Raw genomic sequence first — 21,536 nt, forward strand, 5'->3', positions numbered from 1 at the left:
TGGGTCTTGCGCTCTATGGCGGCAGCGGTCTTGCGCGGACTCATGGGAGTGGATGAAAGCGGGTGAAACCGGGTTGAAGCCGGGAGAAGAAAGGGCGGTTGATTTTACGGCTTTCATATATTACGCTTTGTGTATAGTACGTTAAGCGTATTATCTGGCGGCACACAAATCTGCAAGGACATCCCATGCCCATCAAAGTTCTGGAACTCCACCATGTCGGATTCGGCGTCAACCACGCCCAGGCCGACGCCATGCTCGACTTCTACCGCGAAGTGCTGAACCTGCCCCAGGACGCCGCGCGCTGGAAGATCCCCGGCATCTACGGCTCCTGGATCAACCTGCCCAACGGCAGCCAGTTGCACATCCTCGGCAGCGAGGGGCCGTCGCGCTATGCGCAGGGCCCGGGCAAGGACCCCGTGTCCAACCACATCGCGCTGGCCGTGGACGACATCCTCGGCGCCGAGCAGGAGCTGCAGGCGCGCGGCGTCGATTACTTCACGCTGGACAACGTGGCATCGCCCAGCCTCAAGCAGCTGTTCCTGCGCGACCCGGCCGGCAACCTGGTGGAACTGCACCAGTCCAATGCGCGCGCCCCCGGCATCGCCCAGGCCGAGCAGGACGCGGCGCGCGCCGGCAACGAGTGACGCGACGCCCTCCCTTTTTCCCTTCCCCTCCGGATTCCCATGTACTTTGAAATGCAATCGCTCAACAGCGAGCAGCGCAGCAACATCCTGCACTCCCTGGTTCTGCCCCGTCCCATCGCCTGGATCAGCTCGGTGGACGGGGACGGCACGGTCAACGTCGCGCCGTTTTCCTTCTTCAACGCCATGTCGGGCGATCCGCCGCTGCTGTGCGTGTGCATAGGCTCGCGCCAGGGCGTGCTCAAGGACACGGCGCGCAACATCGCGGCCACGGGCGAGTTCGTGGTGAACCTGGTGTCCGAGCCGCTGGCGCGCCGCATGGCGGTGACGGCCATAGAGTTCGGCGCGCAGGTGGACGAGTCGGCCCAGGCCGGCCTGGTCCTGGGCGATGCACGGCGGGTGAAGGCGCCGCGCATCGTGGACAGCCCTGCGTCCTTCGAGTGCCGCGTGCGCCAGATCATCGATATCGACGGCGTGCGCAGCCTGGTGCTGGCCGACGTGCTGGCCGCCCATGTCATGGACGCGGCCGTGGTCGATGGCGAGCTCATGTACTTCGACCCCGCGCCCATGGAGCTGATCGCGCGGTTGCAGAACCCCGGCTGGTATGGCCGCGTGGGCGATGCCTTCCAGATGCCCACGCCCTCGGTGGCGCAGTGGGATGCCATGCAGCGCCAGGGCGTGTCCGACAGCTACCTGGCCTGGGCCGACGATGGCGCCGCCGCGCGCTGAAGGGCCGCCCATGCTTGCGCAACACACCATAGACAGCCTGGCGGCCGAGCTGCACGCCAGCGAAAAAAGCCGCGTGCAGGTCCGGCACTTTTCCCGCCGCCATCCGGACATGACGGTGCAGGACGGCTACGCCATCTCGCGCGCCTGGATGCGGCTCAAGCGCGCCGAGGGCCGCACGGTCAGGGGCCACAAGATCGGCCTGACCTCGCGTGCCATGCAGCAGGCCGTGCAGATCACCGAGCCCGACTACGGCACCCTGCTGGACGACATGTTCTTCGAGCCCGGCGGCGACATTCCCTTTGCGCGCTTCATCGCTCCGCGCGTGGAGGTGGAGCTGGCCTTCGTGCTGGGCCGCGCGCTCAAGGGGCCGGGCGTCACCCTGTGCGATGTGCTGGCCGCCACCGACTGGGTGGTGCCCGCCGTGGAAATCATCGACGCCCGCATCGAGCAAAAGGACCGCGATACCCAGGCCATGCGCACGGTGCGCGACACCATCGCCGACAACGCGGCCAATGCCGGTATCGTCATGGGCGGGCGGCCCGTGCGCCCCGACGCGGTGGACCTGCGCTGGGTGTCGGCGCTGCTGCAGCGCAACGGCGTGATCGAGGAGTCCGGCGTGGCGGCCGCCGTGCTCAACCATCCGGCCACGGGCGTGGCCTGGCTGGCCAACCGGCTCGCGCAATGGGATGAGCAGCTGGACGCAGGTCAGGTGGTGCTGGCCGGCTCGTTCACGCGGCCCGTCACGGCCGAGGTCGGCGACAGCTTCCATGTGGACTACGGGCCGCTGGGCTCCATTGCCTGGCGCTTTGCCTGAGCTTCGTCCGCAGTGTGGCGATGGTGTCGCCTGCGGCACAGTCCTCAGGCCCGGCGCGTCGCCGACAATGCAGCGGCGCCGCCCGCCACCGGTGCGCGGGCGGCGGCTGCAACACATGCACTACAGGATGGACAAGCAATGGAGATGAAGAACGCAAAGACGGCCGTGGTCACGGGCGGAGGAACCGGCGTGGGCAAGGCCGTGGCGCTGGCCCTGGCGGGCGCGGGCTACCAGGTGGTGGTGGCGGGCCGCCGCCAGGCGCCGCTGGATGAGACCTGCGCCGAGGCCCAGGCAAAGTACGGCGCGGGCGAGCGCATGCTGGGCATTGCCACCGATGTCAGCGATCCGGCTGCCGTGGAGCAGCTGTTCGCGCGCACGGTGCAGCGCTTCGGTCGCGTGGACCTGCTGTTCAACAACGCCGGCCGGGGCAATCCGCCCGGCTCCTTCCTGGACTGGACGCCCGAGCAGTGGCGCGAGGTGGTCGATGTCAACCTCAACGGCATGTTCTATTGCCTGCAGCAGGCCTTCCGCACCATGCGCGACCAGTCGCCGCGCGGCGGCCGCATCATCAACAACGGCTCCATCTCCGCGCATGCGCCGCGCCCCAATTCCAGCGCCTACACGGCCACCAAGCATGCCGTCATGGGCCTGACCAAGACCGCTGCGCTCGACGGCCGTGCCTACGACATCGCCGTGGGCCAGATCGACATCGGCAATGCCATGACCGAGCTGGCATCGCGCATGGCCAAGGGCGTACCCCAGGCCAATGGCGAGATCGCGGTGGAGCCGCTGATCGACGCGGATGTGGTGGGCCAGTCCGTGCTCTACATGGCCAGCCTGCCGCTGGAGGCCAATGTGCTGTTCCACACGGTGATGGCCACCAAGATGCCCTTCGTGGGCCGGGGCTGAACCGGCAAAGTCAGGCCCTCAGGCCTGCACGCGGCGGCTCGCCGTCTCGGACGGGAGCTCGCCGAAGCGGCTGCGGTACTGGGCCGCGAAGTGGCCCAGGTGCAGGAAGCCGTATTTCTGCGCCACGTCGCGCACGCCGGAGCCGGCTGCGACGCCCGGGCCCTTGGCTGCCTGGAGTTCGGCGCGCACCCGGTCCAGCCGCAGCTGGCGCAGGAAATCCATGGGCCCCATGCCTGCGTGCTGGCGGAAGGCGGCCTGCAGCGTGCGCGCGCTGCAGCCGGCCTCGCGGCAGACATCGGCCAGCGACAGGGGCTGGTCGGCATGGGCCTGCATGTACTCCTGGGCCTTGCGCACGCCGCGCGGCAGCAGGCTGCGCCGGCTGTCTCCGGCCAGTGCGCGGCTGTGGTTGTGCGTGGCCGACATCAGCAGGCTGGTCAGCAGGTATTCCTCCGCATGCTGGGCCAGTGCCTGCGTGGCCTGCAGGGCGTTGCCCGCATCCAGCGTGTGCCGCAGGCAGTCGATGAAATGCACCAGCGGTGCCAGCGCCGGCTGGTCCAGCGGCACGCCCAGATCGAACACGAGTGGCCGGCCTGCGGGCGCCTGCAGCAGCGCCTCCAGCCGCGCCACCAGGGCCGGGCGGGCCATGCGCACGATCAGGTGCGGGCTGTCGTCGGCCCAGCGCATGGACAGCGGCTCGGTCGGCGAGGGCAGGGAGGCCAGGCGCGGCGTGGCATCCACCTGCTGCGCGCCGCAGCGGATCTCGGCACTGCCGCGCAGGGGAATCTGCAGCAGGAAGAAGTCCCGCAGGTAGCCGGGATCGATATGCACGCCGGGACCGTACTGCACATAGTTCAGGCTGACGTTGCGGGAAAGCGGCGCGCTGTGGTGGCAGGCGTCCAGCTCGGCGCGCGGGCGCAGCATGCCCAGGCCATGCGGACAGAAGACGCGCGCCACGCTTTCGCGGGCCTCGTCCATGTCGTGGCTCTCGAAAAGCCGGTAGCGCTGCAGCGGCAGCGGTGTGTGCATGGCGTGTTCCATAGGCTGGGCAGAACGTAGCAAAAACCACCCGCTCCCACAATTCGGACCATTCCCCGGGAGCCGATTTCTGCGCGCCAGGGACAGTGCCTGCGCTTGCCGGATGCCTGCGCGGCCCGGCCCCCCGTAACGTGTGCTGCACAGGCCAGCCCGGCCTGGCATCCACACGGGAGAACAAGCGTCATGTTCAAGGGACTCGAAGGCAAAAGCGCCATCGTCACCGGCGGCTCCACCCTGATAGGCGCCGGCGTGGTGCGTGCGCTGCACGCGGCCGGCGTGAAGGTGGTCATTGCCGACATCGATGCCGACAACGGCCAGGTGCTGGCCGATGCGCTGGGCGAGGGCGCGCTTTTCGTGCGCACCGACATCACCGACGACGCGCAGGTCGCCGCCTGCGTGCAGCAGGCATGCAGCCGGCACGGCGGCGTGCACATCCTGGTCAACCTGGCCTGCTCGTATGTAGACGAAGGTCTGCAGTCGCCGCGCGCTGACTGGCTGGCCTCGTTCAACGTGAACGTGGCCAGCGCCGTGGCCATGCTGCAGGCCGTGCACCCGCACATGGTGGCCGCCGGTGGCGGGGCCGTGGTGAATTTCACCAGCATCTCTTCGGAAGCGGCGCAGACGGGGCGCTGGCTCTACCCGGCCAGCAAGGCGGCCATGAAGCAGCTCACGCGCAGCATGGCCATGGACCTGGCGGCCGATGGCATCCGCGTCAACAGCGTCTGCCCGGGCTGGACCTGGTCGGCGGTGATGGACCGGCTCAGTGGCGGCGACCGCGCCAAGACCGACCGCGTGGCCGCGCCCTTTCACCTGCTGGGCCGCGTGGGTGATCCGCACGAGGTGGCGCAGGTGGTGCTGTTCCTGTGCTCGGACCATGCCAGCTTCGTGACCGGGGCCGACTACGCGGTGGACGGCGGCTACGGCGCCATGGGGCCCGAGCGCGCCGTGGCCGCCATTCCCCAATTGATGGACTAGTACGCAGTACGGACACGGAGCCGCAAGGAGACAGCCATGAAGAAAATCGCCATCGTCGGAGCCGGCCAGTCGGGCCTGCAACTGGGCCTGGGCCTGCTGGCCGCGGGCCATCAGGTCACGATACTGAGCAACCGCACGGCGCAGGACATCGCCCAGGGCCGGGTCATGTCCAGCCAGTGCATGTTCGACAGCGCGCTGCAGATAGAGCGCGGCCTGGGCCTGGACCACTGGTCGCGCGAATGCCCGGTGGTCGAGGGCATCGGCCTGTGCGTGCCGCACCCTGGGCAACACGGCGAGAAAGCGGCCGGCAAGGCCATCGACTGGGCGGCGCGTCTGAACGCGGGCGCGCAGTCCGTGGACCAGCGCCTGAAGATCCCCGCATGGATGGACGACTTCCGCCGCCAGGGCGGCGAGCTGGTGCTCAAGGACGCGGGCATCGCCGAGCTGGAGGAATGCACGCGCAGCCATGACCTGACCCTGGTCGCCAGCGGCAAGGGCGAGATATCGAGGCTGTTCGAGCGCGATGCCCACCGCTCGCGCTTCGACCAGCCCCAGCGCGCGCTGGCGCTGACCTATGTGACGGGCATGAAGCCGCGCGAGCCGTTCTCCGCCGTGTCCTTCAACCTGCTGCCGGGCGTGGGCGAGTATTTCGTGTTCCCGGCGCTGACGACCACGGGCCCCTGCGAGATCATGGTGTTCGAGGGCGTGCCCGGCGGCCCCATGGACTGCTGGGGCGATGTGAAGACACCGGAGCAGCACCTGGAGCGCAGCCGCTGGATCCTCGACACCTTCGTGCCCTGGGAGGCCGAGCGCTGCCGCGACATTGCGCTGACCGATGACAACGGCATCCTCGCGGGCCGCTTCGCCCCCACGGTGCGCAAGCCCGTGGCCACGCTGCCGTCGGGGCGCAAGGTGCTGGGCATGGGCGACGTGGTGGTGCTCAACGACCCCATCACGGGCCAGGGCTCCAACAACGCGGCCAAGTGCGCCGACACCTATCTGCGCAGCATCCTGGCGCGCAGCAATGGCGACGGCCATGGTGACGGAAATCGTGACGGCAATGGCGCATTCGACGCCGCCTGGATGCAGCAGACCTTCGACCGCTACTGGTTCGGCTATGCGCAATGGGTCACGCAGTGGACCAACATGCTGCTGGCGCCACCGCCGCCCCATGTGCTCAAGCTGCTGGCCAGCGCGGGCACGCTGGCACCGCTGGCCAGCGCCTTTGCCAACGGCTTCGACGACCCGCGCACCTTCTTCCCCTGGTTCGCGGACGCAGGCGAGGCGGACCACTACATCGACAGCTGCGCGGCCATCGCCGCCATGGCAGCCGTCCCCGCCTAGCCGCAGAGGCCGCCATGAGCACATGCGAAACCCCGGCCGCCGTCCCGGCCTGCTCCTTCGATCCGCGCGAGCTGCGCAAGGCCTTCGGCCAGTTCACCACGGGCGTGACCGTCATTACCACGCGCGCGCCGGACGGGCGGCGCGTGGGCATGACGGCCAACTCGTTCTCCTCTGTGTCGCTGGACCCGCCGCTGGTGCTGTGGAGCCTGGCGCGCCAGGCGCCCAGCGTCTGCGATTTCCAGGGCGCCAGCCATTTCGCCATCCACGTGCTGGCTGCGGGCCAGCATCCGCTGTCACGGCGCTTTTCCACGCCGCAGCAAGACAAGTTCGGCGGCCTGGACTGCGCGGAAGGCCCGGCCGGCGTGCCCCTGATCGATGGCGTGCTGGCCCGCTTCGTCTGCCGCAACGTCCGGCAATACGATGGCGGCGACCACCTCATCTTCATCGGCCAGGTCGAGCGCTGCGAACGCTTCGACGGCGAGCCCCTGGCCTTTCACGCGGGCTACTATCAGGTGACGGTGCGGCACCCCGAATGCGTATGACGGGCCATGAAAAAAGCGGCACCGCAGCTTTCCCCACCCTTTGAAACGGAGACAACCCCATGCAGCAGAAAGAACCCCCGGCCAGCCGCCATGTGCGCATCAATGCGCTGGACGGCAGCGGCAGCTTCAACGCCTACCTGGCCGTGCCGGCCTCGGGCAGCGGCCCCGGCCTGGTGCTGGCGCAGGAGATCTTCGGCGTCAACGCCACCATGCGCGAGGTGGCCGACTACTACGCCGAAGAAGGCTACGTGGTGCTGGTGCCCGACCTGTTCTGGCGCCAGCAGCCCGATGTGGAGCTGGGCTACACGCCGGCGGACTGGGAGCGCGCCTTCGGCTTCTACAAGGGATTCGACGAGGCCCTGGGCGTGCAGGACATCCAGGCCTGCCTGAACGCCTTGCGCCAGCGCCCCGAGGTCACGGACGGCAAGGCCGGCGTGCTGGGCTTTTGCCTGGGCGGCAAGCTGGCCTACCTGGCCGCCTGCCGCACCGATGCCGATGCGGTGGTCGGCTACTACGGCGTGGGCATCGAGGCGGCGCTGGACGAGGCCGAGCGCATCCGCTGCCCGCTCACACTGCATGTGGCCGAGCTCGACGCCTTCTGCCCGCCCGAGGCGCGCCAGCGCATCGTCCAGGCGCTGGGCGGGCGTCCCGGCGTGGCCGTGCATGTCTATCCGGGCGTGGACCATGCCTTCGCGCGCAAGGGCGGCGACCATTTCCACCGCGCCTCGGCCCTGATGGCGCACGAACGCAGCATTGCCACGCTCAAGTCCGCCATCGGACCGCACTTCGACCTGGCCGCGCTGTGGGACAAGCACTGCGAGTACGAATTCGCCACGCGCAACGTGGACGACACCATGGCCACCATGGTGGCCGAGCCCTATGTGAACCACATCCCGACCATGACCGGCGGCGTGGGCTTCAGCAACCTGCACGCGTTCTATACGAACCACTTCGTCAACAGCAATCCGCCCGACACGTCGCTGACGCCGATTTCACGCACGGTGGGGGCCTCGCAGGTGGTGGACGAGATGCTGTTCTGCTTCACGCACACCACCGAGATCCCGTGGATGCTGCCCGGCGTGCGTCCCACGGGGCGGCGCGTGGAGATCCCGCTGCTGGCCGTGGTCAAGTTCCGGGGCGACAAGCTCTACCACGAGCACATCTACTGGGACCAGGCCAGCGTGCTGGTGCAGGTGGGCCTGCTGGACCCGGCGCTGCTGCCCGTGGCGGGCGTGGAGACGGCCCGCAAGCTGCTGGATGAGACACTGCCATCGAATACGCTGCTCGCCCGTTGATTTCTCCGTGAATGTGTGAAAAGGTATTTTTGCACTGCTAATGGGGAGTAGATGATTAATAAAAAAAAGGCCACCTTGGTGGCCTTTTTTTGTTATCTATTGGTTGTTTTTTCAGATGTCAAGAATTCACAGAAATGCAGGCTATTGACAGTAGTTTTTTTGAAACCCATCTACCAGGGATTTGTCTTCAATTCTCTGATATTGAGTGGTAGTCCGATGTCAAGCAAAACCATGGGTTGTGTGATGATTTGCAGTTTTCTGACATGTTGCTGGTATTTTGCCCGGGTTAAATGGATCTTGACGAGGGCGCTTGATAGAGCTTGGGTTGTTCGATGAACACTACCTATGGTGTTTGATGTCTTGAAAAACACTACATGTAGTGTTTGGTGCTAGGATTCGGGCAGTTCGGCAAAGGGTCCGCAGATCGGGCGGTGGCTAGGCCAAGCCGCCCTTGAGCCGCTGCGTACCGTGTCGTATGGCGCACCTGCATCCATGGAAAATCCAGAATGAAGAATCCTCAGACGATCACTGTCACCAAGCGTGATGGCCGTATCGAAAACATTGATCTTGAAAAAATCCAGAGAGTCGTGGGATGGGCCGCTGAAGGCCTCTCGAACGTATCTGCTTTGCAGGTCGAACTGCAGACGAAAATCCAGCTCTACAACGGCATCCGTACTGCGGAAATCCATGAGACCATTATCAAGTCGGCTGCAGACTTGATTTCCGAGGAAGCACCTGATTACCAATTTCTCGCAGCGCGCCTGGCCATCTTCCATTTGCGCAAGATGGCTTTTGGCCAATTCGACCCGCCACACTTGCATGCCCATGTACAGCGTCTGACAGCACTGGGAAAGTACGACAGGAATTTGCTGGCGGACTACAGCCGTGCCGAGTTCGACGCGCTGGATGCTCGGATCGAGCACGGGCGTGATCTGGATTTCTCCTATGCCGCCGTCAAGCAGCTCGAAGGCAAGTACCTGCTGCAAAACCGTGTGAGCCGGCACATCTACGAAAGCCCCCAATTCCTTTACATGCTGGTGTCGATGTGCCTGTTCGCCCGCTATCCATCGACCACCAGGCTAGGCTATGTCACGCGGTTCTACGATGCGGTGTCGCGTTTCAAGATATCTCTGCCCACGCCCATCATGGCGGGCGTGCGCACGCCCATGCGCCAGTTCAGCTCCTGTGTACTGATCGAATGCGATGACAGCCTGGACAGCGTCAACGCCACGAACAGCGCCATCGTCAAGTACGTGTCCCAGCGTGCGGGCATAGGCATCAACGCGGGACGCATGCGTGCCCTGGGTAGCGAGATACGGGGCGGCGAGGCGCAGCATACGGGCTGCTTGCCGTTTTTCAAGATGTTCCAGGCTGCGGTGAAGTCCTGCTCGCAGGGTGGCGTGCGCGGGGGCTCCGCCACCTTGTTCTATCCGCTGTGGCACCTGGAAGTCGAGTCGCTGCTGGTGCTCAAGAACAACCGCGGCGTCGAGGACAACCGCGTCCGCCATCTCGACTACGGCGTGCAGATCAACCGGCTGCTCTACCAGCGCTTGGTCAAGGGCCGGCAGATCACGCTGTTCTCGCCGCATGACGTGCCCGGCCTGTACGACGCCTTCTTTGCCGACCAGGATGAATTCGAGCGCCTTTACCTGCGCTACGAGCAGGATCCGGCCATCCGCAAGCGCAGCCTGCCCGCCGTCGATCTGTTCTCGCTGATGATGCAGGAACGCGCGAGCACGGGACGCATCTATATCCAGAACGTGGACCACTGCAATACGCACAGCCCCTTCGACCCCTCCAAGGCACCGGTACGCCAGTCCAACCTGTGCATGGAAATCGCGCTGCCCACCACACCGCTGCAGGATCTTCACGATCCCCAGGGCGAAATCGCACTGTGTACGCTGTCGGCCTTCAATCTTGGCGCCATCGATTCGCTCGACGAATTGGCGGACCTCTCCCACCTGGTCGTACGCGCGCTCGATGCGCTGCTCGACTACCAGGACTACCCAGTGGCCGCGGCCCGCAGTGCCACGGAAAAGCGCCGTGCGCTGGGCGTTGGCGTGATCAACTATGCCTACTATCTGGCGAAGAACGGCACACGCTATTCGGACCCTGCGGCATTGGCCCTGACCCACCGGACGTTCGAAGCCATCCAGTACCACCTGCTCAAGGCGTCGGTGCAACTCGCGCGCGAGCAGGGACCCTGCCAGGCCTTTGGCGACACCACCTATGCAGCCGGCCTGCTGCCCATCGATACCTACAAGCAGGACATCGACGGCATTTGCAGCGAGCCCCTGCACCTGGACTGGGAGGCACTGCGCGCCGAGATCGGCGCTCACGGATTGCGCAACTCCACGCTGACGGCTCTCATGCCTTCGGAGACCTCGAGCCAGATCGCCAATGCGACCAACGGCATCGAGCCACCGCGCGGGCTGGTGTCCATCAAGCAATCCAAGGATGGCGTGCTGCGCCAGGTCGTGCCCGAACTGGGAAGACTGCGCGACCGCTACGAACTGCTGTGGCAGCTGCCTGGCAACGACGGCTATCTTCGACTGGTGGGGGTGATGCAGAAGTTCGTGGATCAGGCGATTTCGGCCAACACCAACTACGACCCCCAGCGCTTTGAAGGCGGGCGGGTGCCCATGACACAGCTGCTCAAGGACCTGCTGCAGGCCTTCAAGTACGGCGTCAAGACGCTGTACTACCACAACACCCGCGATGGCGCGGATGACGCACAGGCCCAGGTCGGGGACGACGGCTGCGCAGGCAGCGCCTGCAGGATCTGAGGAAGGCGCCGCACATGAGCTACAGCATATTTTCCAAGGCCGGCAACGATCAGCTTAAGGAACCCATGTTCCTTGGTCAGCCCGTCAACGTGGCCCGCTATGACCAGCAGAAGTACCCCATCTTCGAGAAGCTGATCGAAAAGCAGCTGTCATTCTTCTGGCGGCCCGAGGAGGTGGATATTTCGCAGGACCGTATCGATTTCCAGAACCTGCCGGAGCATGAAAAGCACATCTTCATCAGCAACCTTAAGTACCAGACCCTGTTGGACTCCATCCAGGGCCGCAGTCCCAATGTGGCTTTGCTGCCACTGGTGTCGCTGCCCGAACTGGAGACCTGGATAGAGACCTGGGCGTTTTCCGAGACCATCCACTCGCGCTCCTACACCCACATCATCCGCAACATCGTCAACGACCCCGGTGACATCTTCGACGACATCGTGCGCAACGAGGATATCCAGTTGAGGGCCAGCGACATCGCGTCCTACTACGACGATCTCATCCACGACGGCATGCTGTATGCGCAACTGGGGGAGGGCGAGCATCGGGTCAATGGCGGCACGCGAAGCATCAGCGCCTACGAACTCAAGAGGAAGCTGTACCTGTGCCTCATGAACGTCAACATTCTCGAGGCCATCCGTTTTTACGTGAGCTTTGCATGCTCGTTCGCGTTTGCCGAGCGCAAGCTCATGGAAGGCAATGCCAAGATCATCCGCCTCATCGCGCGGGACGAGGCCCTGCATCTGACGGGTACCCAGCACCTGCTCAACATCATGCGCTCGGGCCAGGACGATCCCGAATTTGCCCAGGTGGCGAAGGAGGCTCAAGCGCAGTGCACCGACATGTTCAGGCAGGCTGCGCTGCAAGAAAAGCAATGGGCCCAATACCTGTTCCGTGATGGCTCCATGATCGGCCTGAACGCCGACATCCTGGGGCAGTACGTGGAGTACATGACCAACTTGCGCATGGCGGCCGTGGGACTGCAGCCCGCGTTCGAGCGCATCAGGCACAACCCGCTGCCATGGATCAATACCTGGCTGGCTTCCGACACGGTGCAGGTGGCTCCTCAAGAGGTCGAGCTCAGCTCCTATCTGGTGGGCCAGATCAATGCCGAGGTCTCGGCGGCCGAGTTGCTGGAGATCGAACTGTGAGCCTGGTCACTACCAGCGAGTCCAGCTTTCGCCTGAACGAAGGCGAGACCTTGCTGCAGGGGCTGGAGCGGACCGGACACGATGTCCAGTACCAGTGCCGCAGCGGCTATTGCGGCGCCTGCCGCCTTCCCCTGCAGGCCGGCTGTGTCGTCTACCGGCAGGCGCCGCTCGCTTTCGTGGGGCAGGGCGAGATACTGCCATGCTGCTGCGTGGCAGCCGGACCGGTCTCCATCGAATGCCGGCTGCGGCAGCCTCCCTGTTCCAACGGGCCTTGCCTGCAGCAAGTGATCTGCATTCACGACTGACATCTTGCGAGCAGGGGCGGGACAGTGCCGGACGCGCAGGGCGACAGGTACCTTCCGGCGGGAGAGTGGCTCAGGGTTTTCATCATTGTTGATATGTCAACAATGAAAACACAATCCGCCCATCTCCCCACGCCGTGTCGCAGCCTCCCGCACCATGCCAAAAAATGCACCACCTCCTCTGTGCTCCGATACCGCAGGCCCTGTTCATGGTGGTGCGCAGCATGGTGGTGCTCCGGTCTGCCCCCAGACGCTGGCGCTGGAGGACTTCATCACCTTCCGCCTGGGCGCGCTGTCCAATGCGCTGCAGACCCAGGTGACGCGCCACTACATCGCACCAGCATCGCCCGTGGGGCTGACCGAGTGGCGGCTCATGGGCCAGATCCAGCGCCATGGCGAGCTGCACGCCAGCGCGCTGTCGCGCCTGAGCCTGATGGACAAGGCCCAGATCAGCCGCGCGCTGCAGCCGCTGATCGACCGGGGCTGGGTGCTGCGCCGCGCCGATCCGCAGCACGCGCGGCGCCACCTGCTGCAGCTGAGCGAAGCAGGGCAGGCGCTCTTCGACGAGGTGCTGTCCCGCGCCCGCCCCTACCAGGCGGCCCTGCTCAATGCCCTGACGGCCGATGAGCGCGCCATGCTGGACCGCATCCTGGACAAGCTGGGCCGTGCCTCCCAAGCGCTGGACCAGGGGCTGGACCAGGGGCTGGATGCCTGATTTACCCACAAGCCACTGCACAACCCACCTCAAGACCCACCTCAGAACCCATCCCACGAGCCACACCATGAATTGCTCCATGCACCCTGATGAGCGGGCCGCCCGCATCGAACTGGCCGCCTGCTACCGCGTCTTTGCCATGCTGGGCTGGGACGAACTGATCTACAACCACATCACGGTGCGCCTGCCCGACAGCGTGACGGGCGGTGAAAAGCAGTTCCTGATCAACCCCTTCGGCCTGCACTACGAAGAGGTCACGGCCAGCAACCTGGTACGCATCAATGTGCGCGGCGAGGTGCTGGACGGCTCGCGGCATCCGGTGAATCCGGCCGGCTTCGTCGTGCATGCGGCCATCCACGACGGACTGCCGGGCGCCCACTGCGTGATGCACACGCACACCACCTCGGGCATGGGCGTGGCCTGCCTGGAGCAGGGCCTGTCGCAAAGCAACTTCTACAGCGCCCAACTGCACGGCATGGTGGCCTACCATGACTTCGAGGGCATCACCATCCATGCCGACGAAGGGCCGCGCCTGCTGGCCAGCATCGGCCGCCGCAAGGCCGTGATCCTGCGCAACCATGGCCTGCTCAGCTGGGGCAGCGACCTGCCCCAGGCCTTCGTGGTGCTGTGGACGCTGCAGCGCGCCTGTGACGTGCAGATGGCCACCCTGTCCATGGGTGCGCCGCGCATGGTCTCCGACGCCATGGCCCAGCGCTGCAACGAGGACTCGCTGACCTTCAACGACAGCCACGGCGGTGCCCGCGATGTGTTCGACCACCTGGTGCGCCGCGTGAACCGGCGCGACAGCAGCTATCTCGATCTTTGAACCCGGAGCTTCCCGCGCATGACCATGGAACAGACAAGCATTTCATTCGACAAGGCCTGCATCTTCGGCGCCGGTGCCATCGGCGGCTGGATGGGCGCGGCCCTGGCCCGCGCCGGCTGCCAGCTCAGCGCCGTGGCGCGCGGCGCCGCGCTGCAGGCCCTGCGCACCCAGGGCCTGACCCTCGTGCACGGCGGCGCGCAGCGCGAGCACTTCGCGCTGCGCGCCGAACAGGACCCGGCCGCCCTGGGCGTGCAGGACCTGGTCATCATCTCCGTCAAGGCGCCGGGCATGCCCGATGTGGCCGAGCGCATCGCCCCGCTGATCGGCCCGCAGACCGTGGTGCTCACGGCCATGAACGGCGTGCCCTGGTGGTTTCTGCACGGCGGTGTCGATGCCAGCGTGCGCGGCAAGCAGCTGAAAGCCGTGGACCCCGACGGCCGCATTGCGCAAGCCATCCCGCTGGGCCAGGTGCTGGGTTCGGTGGTCCATGCCAGCTGCTCCAACGATGCGCCCGGCGTGGTGCGCCGGCACTTCGGCAACAGCCTCATCCTGGGCGAGCCCCTGGCCGACGGACCCGGCCAGCCGCCCACGCCGCGCCTGGCGGCACTGGCCCAACTGCTGCAGCGTGGCGGCATCGAGGCCAAGGTCTCCGACAACATCCAGCGCGACGCCTGGTACAAGCTCTGGGGCAACATGACCGTCAACCCCGTCAGCGCGCTGACGGGCGCCACCTCGGACCGCATCCTGGGCGACGACCTGGTGCGCGGCCTGATCACGCGCGTGATGCTGGAGGCCAAGGAGATCGGCGCGCGCATCGGCCTGCCCATCAACGAATCGCCCGAAGACCGCCATGCGGTCACGCTCAAGCTGGGCGCCTTCAAGACCTCCATGCTGCAGGACGTGGAAGCGGGCAAGCCCGTGGAACTCGACGCCCTGGTGGGCGCGGTGCGCGAAATGGGCCAGCTGTGCGGCGTGGACACGCCCTTCACGGATGCGCTGCTGGGCCTGGCGCGGCTGCAGGCACGGCAAAAGGGGCTGATGGCCTGACGCCGCAAGGGCCAGTACCGGCCTGCAGCGCGCAACCGTAGACTACGCCCCCATGACTTCCGCCAAGAACCCCGCCTCGTCCTGGTCCACGCTGTGCGTGGTGGCCACCACCGTCCCCAGCGCCGAGGAGGCCGCCCATCTGGCGCGCAGCCTGGTGCAGCAGCAGGCTGCGGCCTGCGTGCAGGTGGAGGCCATCACCTCGCACTATGTGTGGGAGGGCGAGATGCACGCCACGCCCGAGTGGCGGCTGGTCTGCAAGACCCTGCCCGACGTGCTGGAGCGCCTGGCCCGGCTGCTGCGCGCCGGGCACAGCTACAGCGTGCCGCAGATCACCATGCGCACCGAGCGCTGCATGGCCGACTATGCGCAGTGGCTGCGCTCCCAGGTCTCGACCCGGGACGTGGCGGACACTGCAGACATGGCCGCCGCGCCCCGCATCACTGCGGCGTGACGTTGGCGGCCTTGATCACGGGCACCCAGGTCGCTGTCTCTTTGCGGATCAGCTCGCCGAAGGCGCTGCCCGTGACCACCCACGGCTCGATCCCCTGCAGGTCCAGCTGCCTGACCACGGCCGGCGTGTTGAAGATCTCCTGAATATCCTTTTCCAGCTGCTTGAGCACGGCTGGCGGCGTCTTCTTTGGCGCCATCACGCCGTACCAGGACGAGATGGCGATGCCCGGCACGCCCGCCTGGGCCAGCGTGGGCACATCAGGCAGGTACTTGCTGCGGGCCGGGTCGGTCACGGCCAGCGCACGCAGCTTGCCCGACTGCACATGCGGCAGCAGTGCGGGCACATTGCCCACGATCATTGGCACCGTGCCGCCCAGCACATCGTTGAGGCCGGGCGCCGTGCCCTTGTAGGCCACGTGCAGGATGTCGGCGCCGGTCTGCTGCTTGAACAGCTCACCGGCCAGATGCAGGCTGGAGCCCACGCCGGGCGAGGCATAGCTGATGGTGGCCGGCCTGGCCTTGGACAGGGCCACCAGCTCCTGCACCGTTTTGGCGGGCACGCCAGGGTGCACGGCGATCACATTGGCCGCCTTGGCCAGCGAGGCCACGGGCGCGAAGTCCGCCTCCACGCTGTAGCCGGGCCTGGCCAGCAGCGTGGGATTGATGGTCAGGTTGCCCTGGGGCACGACCAGCAGCGTATGGCCGTCCGGCGCGGCGCGCTTGACCATGTCGATGCCGATATTGCCGTTGGCCCCGGGCTTGTTCTCCACCACCGAGGTCTGCTTGTAGCGCTCGGCCAACCCCGTGGACAGCAGGCGGGCCAGCGCATCGACCGGGCCTCCGGGCGGAAAGGGCGCGACGATGGTGAAAGGCTTGGCGGCCAGTTGCTGCTGCACGGCGGCATCCTGGGCCAGGGCGCTCTGGCATGCGGCTGCGGCCAGCAAGGCGGCAGCGCCGAGCAAGGTGGGGGCTTTCATGGGGAACTCCGGGGAACAAGGCAAGGCAGGTACAAGCAAAAGAAATGCCTGAGGGCTATCGATTGTTTCTTGTATAAAACAACGTTCTTCTTATAAATCAATGCAAGCATAAAACCTGCGGCTTGATTCGAATCAAGGGAAAACCCTTGCCTGCATGCCCTGGTCTTCTCGGTACCTGCGCGCCCATGAAAATAGGAGCGCAGCGCGCTCCCGTAAGTCCACTCCAGAGAATGGGTCAAAGCGCATCAACAGGTGAGCTGATGCAGTCGATGCCAAGCCGCAGGACGACAGCGCGACAAGCAGGTCTTGCTGCCATCGCATGTCAGGCCTGTAGGCAAGTCACCACCAGACCCAACAGCATCAGGCCCATGCCGATCTTCTCTGCTCGACTGAAGCTTTCGCTGAACACGCGGCGCGAAACCAAGTAGCTGAAAACGACCTCGATCATTCCCAAGGTGCGCACAGGCGATGCTCCTTGCATGGCGTAGGCCGTGAACCAGGCAATTGAAGCGGCTGCACCCATGCAACCGGCAAGGAGCGAGATGCGCCAAGCTCGAAAAATAGGTGCCAGACCTTGAGCTGTGCGCAACTGAATCCAAAGTCCCATGCCGACGGTTTGCATCGACTGTGCGATCAGCACGCCCCAGGCGCCAGATAACCATGCCGTTTCGGCGCCAAGTGCCAGCGACCCTCCTCGAAATCCTACTGTTGCAACTGCAAAGCAGGAGCCGCAAGCCAGGCCATAAAGTGCCGATCGGTTGAGCCAGGCGGACAGTGAGAGCAACTGGTCGCGTGGCGGCAGGGACAGCAGCAGCATGCCGATTGTGGCTACGATCATTGCGGCCAACGCCAGCGGTGTTGGAAGTTCATGGAGAAAAACCGATGCGAACAGAGCTAGCTGCAGCACCTCTGTCTTTGTCAGAGTGACAGCCACGGCAAAGTTGCGCTCCTTCATCGCCAGCAGCAAAGCGACTGTTCCAGCCAATTGGAAAAAAGCGCCCAATGCAATCCAGCCAAGGTAAATCGGCGTGATCGAAGGTACAGCGTATGGCTTTGCTGGTACCAGATACAGCAGTGCCAGCCACAACATGGCAAAAGGTAGGCCATACAGAAAACGCACCAGCGTGGCCGATAGCGCGCCCAGCTCCTGTGTCAGGCTGCGCTGCGCTGTGTTTCGTACCGTTTGAGCGAGAGCGGCGAACAGGGTTATGGGAACCCATAACCAAGAAAAACCTTGAATGGATTCAAGCATGAATATGGAGGAGGTATGGGTAAATGGGGCGTAGAGTAAATTTTTACATTGCTGTGGATTATTTGGTAATGCGCAGCAATGCTCATTTGCTGATTAGAGAAATTTTGCTCTGTTGAAGATTTATTGAACGGTTGAAGACAGAGACTCGAGATAGAACATGAGGCCTGCGTAGAGCGTTTCTTCCGGGGTGCCTGCGCGAGGAGAGCTCGGCATCATCCAGGTGTCCTTGCTTCCATTTATCCGCATGCTGCGGAGAAAGCAGTAGGTAGTCAATGCGTAGAATTTACGGTAATTTTCTTCGCCAATCCAATTGGATATTTCATGAATGCTACGAATTGCCGGTATTTGATCCAGCATCTGCCGATGCTGATCATGCTTCATGAGAAATAGTACGCTTTTCTCAAGTGGAACGATGTTGATGCTATCGCGAATCTCGGCCGCCAACTCATGCCAGAAGGAAAATGCGAAACGCGAAAATCCAAAGTAAGGGTCGATGCCTTGAACAGAGCCATCCGGATCGATGAAGCTGATTTCATTCAAAGTCTCGTCGTAGAGAACATTGCCAAAGTGAAAATTGCAGTGTGCACTTGTGCTGCTCGCCAGGAAAATTTCCTCCTCGGCATAAGCAAGAGCCCTTTCTACCACGGCACGACCACTTGGGATAATAATCTTTCCCTCAATGATTACAGGTTTGTCAAACAGGCTGTGCAATTGTTTTAAGGAATCCCATTCGTAGCGAATCTTTTGGTGTAGTTGATACGTTGACTCTATTGGTTGACTGCATTCAATTTTCACTGCTGTCTTTATGCTGTCCAGGGCATGTTTTATGATTTGGTTTTTATATTCTATGGATTTTGTTGCATCGAACACAAGGCTCGCCAGAGATGCACCAGACTTCTTTTCAAGAATATAAAAATGACGACCTCCAACCAATCCTGTGTGAAGAACTGGCACCATCAGTTTGGGGTAAATTCCGTGAAGAGCTTGAATCTGTTGGACTTCTGTTTTGAGCTTCTCATTGAACTCGGCTGTATTGGCTGTTTTAAAAACGAATCCCGAATCAAGAATATCGACGCTGTGAGAGCTTGTCATTTCACATTCCTTAGAAAATGGTGCTGGAAAGACCTAATGCGATGTTGCGTGCAGCTGAAATAGCGAGGCTGGAATAGCCTACGGTATTGTTGACAAAGGATTGAATTGTTAGTTGAGAAAGTCCTTGTGGCTCCAAATAGCTGGGTCGAGATAGCAGTAAATGGTGAGAGTCAGTAAGAATAGTGGCGCATCGATGGTCGTGTGCATAGGCTCTGCTTCCGAGTGGCATCGTGGTTCCTTGCGCGATGTATCTATATCTATCAAATAAATTATCGATTGATGCTTCAACAGCCTCGCGGGTCATCAAGCCTCGATCCTGAACGATGAATCGATTTATCTGAAAACCTGGCGCATGGACCGGCGCTCGCAGGGAGATGGTATTTACGAGAGGTGCCCAAGGCATAACCTTGGTTTGGCTTTGGGTGATTTGAGAGAAGCTAGGGCGTAAATTGTTCCGTGCATCTTGATCCCTGCCTTCGAAGGAACGGGTGCCTAGAACTCCGTTGGGAGTATCCGGGTGGATGATGTCCGTCTCCACTGCGAGGATGCTCTGGGCTGTAAGGCCAAGTGTTCGCAGCGTATCTATAACTATACGAAGAGACGCATGCATGCCATTGGTTTGGCATGAACCAAGACAATAAACACCATCAGTAATTACTCTGGTTTTTGCGGTTGGCAGATCTGAGGATGAAAGATCTGCAAGACAGCTATATATACTTGGGAGATCATTTGCTTCCGCAACTCCTAGAATCGTGTGACATTTTCTTTTAAGCCACGAGACTACAGCGCTTTCTGCAGAAATGTCTGCTTTGCTCGTCGCGAGAAAAGCTATATCAAAGGAGGTTGATATTGTTGGAAACTCTTTGCGCAGATCACAGAACTCGAATTTGACTTCCCTGGATCCAATTTTCAGTGTTTTTTCATCGATTGCCTGTACAAGCGCATGTGCTCCAGGTTGAGCGAGGGCGAGGCGCGCAATAATTCCATCAATTGGCCGGAGGTGGGGATAGTTTTTGTGAACAGGTGGTGTGTTTGTTAGTACTGTTGTAATTGCAAATCCGTCTTTTTCCGGATTGTTCAAGAGCAGTAAATTTGAACCAATTTCTGCGCCTGCTCCAACAAGCATTGCCGTTTTCATGTCATTATCCTCCACGTTGTGATTTGGCGATATTTCTTTGGAAATCGTTTATTTTGTCTGGGTGATTGCGGGCTGTGTCTCAGTCGCGATAGATTTTTTGGCTGTAGATTGACTCGAAAATACGCTTAAGATGATTTTTCTTAAATGTGGAGATATTGAAGTCGATTTGTGGAGTGCGCACTTCTAGTAAGCAATTCGGGGAAAGAATTGCTTTTTCTCAAAAGCAAGCATGAGTGTGCTTGCTATAAAAAGATGATGCGGGGTCTTTATTCTCTGATGCTATCTAAAAATAGCATGACTATAGATGGTGGCTTATCTTGCGTACCAATTTTGAAAGAGCGATTTCATAGGTCCCTGCGTATAGCCGCCAGCAGGCTTTTCGAAGAATTCCAGATATGCTGCTCGGCAAGGGCCTGGGCCTTCTTTGGGTCGCGATTACGGATGGCGGCGAGGATGCCGCGTTTTTCTTCTGTGCTTTCTGAGGCCCGTGAGCTGTGAGAAAGTGAGAGTCTCCGCAGGCGTGCGAGGCGGCTCCTTTGTGAAGAAAGATAGCTTGCCATCAGCGAATTTTGGGCTGCATCCAGGAGAACTTCGTAGAACTCTTCGATGGTCTCGATCTGAGCCCCGACATCGCCCGAAATCTGCGCTTCATTCATCGCTTTCACTGTGACATCCAGGCGCTCGATTTGCTCTATGGTGGCTCGCTCTGCGCACAGTGCCGCCACATAGCCTTCAACGGCTGCACGCATTTCAAAGATCTGGCGAATGCCGTCTTCATCGATAACGGCGACTATCGGGCCTTTATAGGGCTCCTTTGTGATCCACCCTTCTGCCTCCAATTGCCCCAGGGTTTCACGAACTATCGTTCTGCTCACATCAAGGAGATCGCACAGCTTGCGTTCTACCAAACGTGATCCAGGTGGAAGTTGGCCTTCCACAATGGCGCGCTTCAATTGCTCAAGTGCCAGCTGTCGGAGCGTTGGATTCACACGCTCTACGGCCATACTGCCTCGCGGAATTCCCATGTCTGTCAATGCAGGTTTGTCTGTGTCTGTACCTGCTTTAGAGGCTTGCCGTTTCATGTCTGTTGGACTTTCTTGCGAATTGAGTGATGGTATACCAACATACAATCTTGGGTCAAGATATGGAAGGGTGCGAAAAATTGAGAGGCATCTGATGGGGAAGGCAGCAGGAAGACAGTGACCAAGCCATCTCCGCCATCGATGGTTTGTCTCTGATTGGTTTGCAAGCCACATAAATTGGCCTGAATTTGCCATCCGCAGCCAGCAAGTAAGCTAATCGGCTGGTTTAAAACTCTTGTGTGCTTTTTACGAGCCCGAAAAGTGGGGGTAGCAGAGCGGGAGAATATGCTTGGAATGATGCGCGGCACACGCCGTAGTTGGCATATCGAAGGCAGGTCGCACTGAAGAGTCTGTTGCCGAGTTTTCGCACACGCTACTCTGAGTGTGGGCACTCAACAGACTTGGTGCGCTTGCCGAGGCATGGGCCGTGCGCTCAC

Annotated in this window: 21 protein-coding genes; 15 read left to right on the top strand and 6 right to left on the bottom strand. The window is 62.3% G+C overall.

The window, feature by feature from the left end:
• The first annotated feature begins 185 nt into the window (after positions 1-185).
• From INR38_RS07140 to INR38_RS07155, 4 genes are all read left to right on the top strand, one after another.
• Positions 186-644, top strand: a complete 459-nt coding sequence (locus tag INR38_RS07140; RefSeq protein ID WP_012203712.1) for a VOC family protein — start codon at positions 186-188, stop codon at positions 642-644.
• Positions 645-683: 39 nt separating this feature from the next.
• Complete coding sequence (locus INR38_RS07145) at positions 684-1,370, top strand: flavin reductase family protein (RefSeq protein WP_012203713.1); 687 nt, start codon at positions 684-686, stop codon at positions 1,368-1,370.
• A 10-nt stretch (positions 1,371-1,380) separates the two neighbouring features.
• Complete coding sequence (gene hpaH / locus INR38_RS07150) at positions 1,381-2,184, top strand: 2-oxo-hept-4-ene-1,7-dioate hydratase (protein ID WP_207442803.1); 804 nt, start codon at positions 1,381-1,383, stop codon at positions 2,182-2,184.
• A 138-nt stretch (positions 2,185-2,322) separates the two neighbouring features.
• On the top strand, positions 2,323-3,093 hold the full coding sequence (locus INR38_RS07155; RefSeq protein WP_013803947.1) for an SDR family oxidoreductase: 771 nt from the start codon (positions 2,323-2,325) through the stop codon (positions 3,091-3,093).
• Between the two features lie 18 nt (positions 3,094-3,111).
• On the opposite strand, the gene INR38_RS07160 is transcribed toward INR38_RS07155, so the two are convergent.
• Entirely contained in the window at positions 3,112-4,119 is a 1,008-nt protein-coding gene (locus INR38_RS07160; protein ID WP_207442802.1) for an AraC family transcriptional regulator, read from the bottom strand.
• A gap of 192 nt (positions 4,120-4,311) precedes the next feature.
• Here INR38_RS07160 and INR38_RS07165 point away from each other — a divergent pair, with 192 nt between their 5' ends.
• From INR38_RS07165 to cutA, 11 genes are all read left to right on the top strand, one after another.
• Positions 4,312-5,103: an SDR family oxidoreductase gene (locus INR38_RS07165; RefSeq protein WP_012203717.1), complete on the top strand. Its 792-nt coding sequence runs from the start codon at positions 4,312-4,314 to the stop codon at positions 5,101-5,103.
• 36 nt (positions 5,104-5,139) lie between these two features.
• Positions 5,140-6,447: a styrene monooxygenase/indole monooxygenase family protein gene (locus tag INR38_RS07170; RefSeq protein ID WP_207442801.1), complete on the top strand. Its 1,308-nt coding sequence runs from the start codon at positions 5,140-5,142 to the stop codon at positions 6,445-6,447.
• 14 nt (positions 6,448-6,461) lie between these two features.
• The gene (locus INR38_RS07175) at positions 6,462-6,989 is read left to right on the top strand and encodes a flavin reductase family protein (RefSeq protein ID WP_207442800.1); all 528 of its coding nucleotides are present in this window, start codon (positions 6,462-6,464) and stop codon (positions 6,987-6,989) included.
• A gap of 59 nt (positions 6,990-7,048) precedes the next feature.
• Positions 7,049-8,284: a dienelactone hydrolase family protein gene (locus INR38_RS07180; RefSeq protein WP_192367109.1), complete on the top strand. Its 1,236-nt coding sequence runs from the start codon at positions 7,049-7,051 to the stop codon at positions 8,282-8,284.
• A 506-nt stretch (positions 8,285-8,790) separates the two neighbouring features.
• Positions 8,791-11,070, top strand: a complete 2,280-nt coding sequence (nrdA, locus tag INR38_RS07185; protein ID WP_207442799.1) for a class 1a ribonucleoside-diphosphate reductase subunit alpha — start codon at positions 8,791-8,793, stop codon at positions 11,068-11,070.
• 14 nt (positions 11,071-11,084) lie between these two features.
• The gene (gene nrdB / locus INR38_RS07190; protein WP_192367107.1) at positions 11,085-12,218 is read left to right on the top strand and encodes a class Ia ribonucleoside-diphosphate reductase subunit beta; all 1,134 of its coding nucleotides are present in this window, start codon (positions 11,085-11,087) and stop codon (positions 12,216-12,218) included.
• Positions 12,215-12,523, top strand: coding sequence for a class I ribonucleotide reductase maintenance protein YfaE (yfaE, locus tag INR38_RS07195; RefSeq protein ID WP_097203338.1), 309 nt, complete (start codon positions 12,215-12,217; stop codon positions 12,521-12,523). Before nrdB ends, yfaE begins: the two co-directional genes overlap by 4 nt.
• Positions 12,524-12,677: 154 nt before the next feature.
• Positions 12,678-13,235: a MarR family winged helix-turn-helix transcriptional regulator gene (locus INR38_RS07200; RefSeq protein WP_242698988.1), complete on the top strand. Its 558-nt coding sequence runs from the start codon at positions 12,678-12,680 to the stop codon at positions 13,233-13,235.
• On the top strand, positions 13,228-14,061 hold the full coding sequence (locus INR38_RS07205; RefSeq protein ID WP_269197365.1) for a class II aldolase/adducin family protein: 834 nt from the start codon (positions 13,228-13,230) through the stop codon (positions 14,059-14,061). Before INR38_RS07200 ends, INR38_RS07205 begins: the two co-directional genes overlap by 8 nt.
• An 18-nt stretch (positions 14,062-14,079) precedes the next feature.
• Positions 14,080-15,108 carry a 2-dehydropantoate 2-reductase gene (locus INR38_RS07210; protein ID WP_207442798.1) on the top strand — a complete coding sequence of 343 codons (1,029 nt, stop codon included), beginning with the start codon at positions 14,080-14,082 and terminating at the stop codon, positions 15,106-15,108.
• A 52-nt stretch (positions 15,109-15,160) separates the two neighbouring features.
• Positions 15,161-15,559 (top strand): divalent-cation tolerance protein CutA, encoded by a 399-nt coding sequence (gene cutA / locus INR38_RS07215; protein WP_207442797.1) that lies wholly within the window; start codon positions 15,161-15,163, stop codon positions 15,557-15,559.
• Here the strand turns inward: cutA and INR38_RS07220 are convergent.
• The 5 genes from INR38_RS07220 to INR38_RS07240 form a co-directional block, all read right to left on the bottom strand.
• The gene (locus INR38_RS07220; protein WP_197945103.1) at positions 15,546-16,535 is read right to left on the bottom strand and encodes a tripartite tricarboxylate transporter substrate binding protein; all 990 of its coding nucleotides are present in this window, start codon (positions 16,533-16,535) and stop codon (positions 15,546-15,548) included. The genes cutA and INR38_RS07220 overlap by 14 nt on opposite strands.
• Positions 16,536-16,857: 322 nt before the next feature.
• The gene (locus tag INR38_RS07225; RefSeq protein WP_065346174.1) at positions 16,858-17,787 is read right to left on the bottom strand and encodes a DMT family transporter; all 930 of its coding nucleotides are present in this window, start codon (positions 17,785-17,787) and stop codon (positions 16,858-16,860) included.
• Positions 17,788-17,907: 120 nt separating this feature from the next.
• A complete protein-coding gene (locus tag INR38_RS07230; protein ID WP_207442796.1) occupies positions 17,908-18,879 on the bottom strand; it encodes a hypothetical protein in 972 nt (323 codons plus the stop codon).
• Positions 18,880-18,889: 10 nt separating this feature from the next.
• Positions 18,890-20,017, bottom strand: coding sequence for a hypothetical protein (locus INR38_RS07235; RefSeq protein ID WP_197945105.1), 1,128 nt, complete (start codon positions 20,015-20,017; stop codon positions 18,890-18,892).
• Between the two features lie 344 nt (positions 20,018-20,361).
• Positions 20,362-21,099, bottom strand: a complete 738-nt coding sequence (locus INR38_RS07240; protein ID WP_242698989.1) for a GntR family transcriptional regulator — start codon at positions 21,097-21,099, stop codon at positions 20,362-20,364.
• Positions 21,100-21,536 lie beyond the last annotated feature (437 nt).

The sequence above is a fragment of the Delftia sp. SD018 genome (assembly GCF_017355445.1).
Classification (GTDB): Bacteria; Pseudomonadota; Gammaproteobacteria; order Burkholderiales; family Burkholderiaceae_C; genus Comamonas; species Comamonas acidovorans.

What these genes read in the sequence shown, in the direction of transcription:
- INR38_RS07140 (WP_012203712.1), top strand. Translation starts at nt 186, where the DNA reads ATGCCCATCAAAGTTCTGGAACTCCACCATGTCGGATTCGGCGTCAAC.
- INR38_RS07145 (WP_012203713.1), top strand. Translation starts at nt 684, where the DNA reads ATGTACTTTGAAATGCAATCGCTCAACAGCGAGCAGCGCAGCAACATC.
- hpaH (WP_207442803.1), top strand. Translation starts at nt 1,381, where the DNA reads ATGCTTGCGCAACACACCATAGACAGCCTGGCGGCCGAGCTGCACGCC.
- INR38_RS07155 (WP_013803947.1), top strand. Translation starts at nt 2,323, where the DNA reads ATGGAGATGAAGAACGCAAAGACGGCCGTGGTCACGGGCGGAGGAACC.
- INR38_RS07160 (WP_207442802.1), bottom strand. Translation starts at nt 4,119, where the DNA reads ATGCACACACCGCTGCCGCTGCAGCGCTACCGGCTTTTCGAGAGCCAC.
- INR38_RS07165 (WP_012203717.1), top strand. Translation starts at nt 4,312, where the DNA reads ATGTTCAAGGGACTCGAAGGCAAAAGCGCCATCGTCACCGGCGGCTCC.
- INR38_RS07170 (WP_207442801.1), top strand. Translation starts at nt 5,140, where the DNA reads ATGAAGAAAATCGCCATCGTCGGAGCCGGCCAGTCGGGCCTGCAACTG.
- INR38_RS07175 (WP_207442800.1), top strand. Translation starts at nt 6,462, where the DNA reads ATGAGCACATGCGAAACCCCGGCCGCCGTCCCGGCCTGCTCCTTCGAT.
- INR38_RS07180 (WP_192367109.1), top strand. Translation starts at nt 7,049, where the DNA reads ATGCAGCAGAAAGAACCCCCGGCCAGCCGCCATGTGCGCATCAATGCG.
- nrdA (WP_207442799.1), top strand. Translation starts at nt 8,791, where the DNA reads ATGAAGAATCCTCAGACGATCACTGTCACCAAGCGTGATGGCCGTATC.
- nrdB (WP_192367107.1), top strand. Translation starts at nt 11,085, where the DNA reads ATGAGCTACAGCATATTTTCCAAGGCCGGCAACGATCAGCTTAAGGAA.
- INR38_RS07200 (WP_242698988.1), top strand. Translation starts at nt 12,678, where the DNA reads ATGCCAAAAAATGCACCACCTCCTCTGTGCTCCGATACCGCAGGCCCT.
- INR38_RS07205 (WP_269197365.1), top strand. Translation starts at nt 13,228, where the DNA reads ATGCCTGATTTACCCACAAGCCACTGCACAACCCACCTCAAGACCCAC.
- INR38_RS07210 (WP_207442798.1), top strand. Translation starts at nt 14,080, where the DNA reads ATGACCATGGAACAGACAAGCATTTCATTCGACAAGGCCTGCATCTTC.
- cutA (WP_207442797.1), top strand. Translation starts at nt 15,161, where the DNA reads ATGACTTCCGCCAAGAACCCCGCCTCGTCCTGGTCCACGCTGTGCGTG.
- INR38_RS07220 (WP_197945103.1), bottom strand. Translation starts at nt 16,535, where the DNA reads ATGAAAGCCCCCACCTTGCTCGGCGCTGCCGCCTTGCTGGCCGCAGCC.
- INR38_RS07225 (WP_065346174.1), bottom strand. Translation starts at nt 17,787, where the DNA reads ATGCTTGAATCCATTCAAGGTTTTTCTTGGTTATGGGTTCCCATAACC.
- INR38_RS07230 (WP_207442796.1), bottom strand. Translation starts at nt 18,879, where the DNA reads ATGACAAGCTCTCACAGCGTCGATATTCTTGATTCGGGATTCGTTTTT.
- INR38_RS07235 (WP_197945105.1), bottom strand. Translation starts at nt 20,017, where the DNA reads ATGAAAACGGCAATGCTTGTTGGAGCAGGCGCAGAAATTGGTTCAAAT.
- INR38_RS07240 (WP_242698989.1), bottom strand. Translation starts at nt 21,099, where the DNA reads ATGAAACGGCAAGCCTCTAAAGCAGGTACAGACACAGACAAACCTGCA.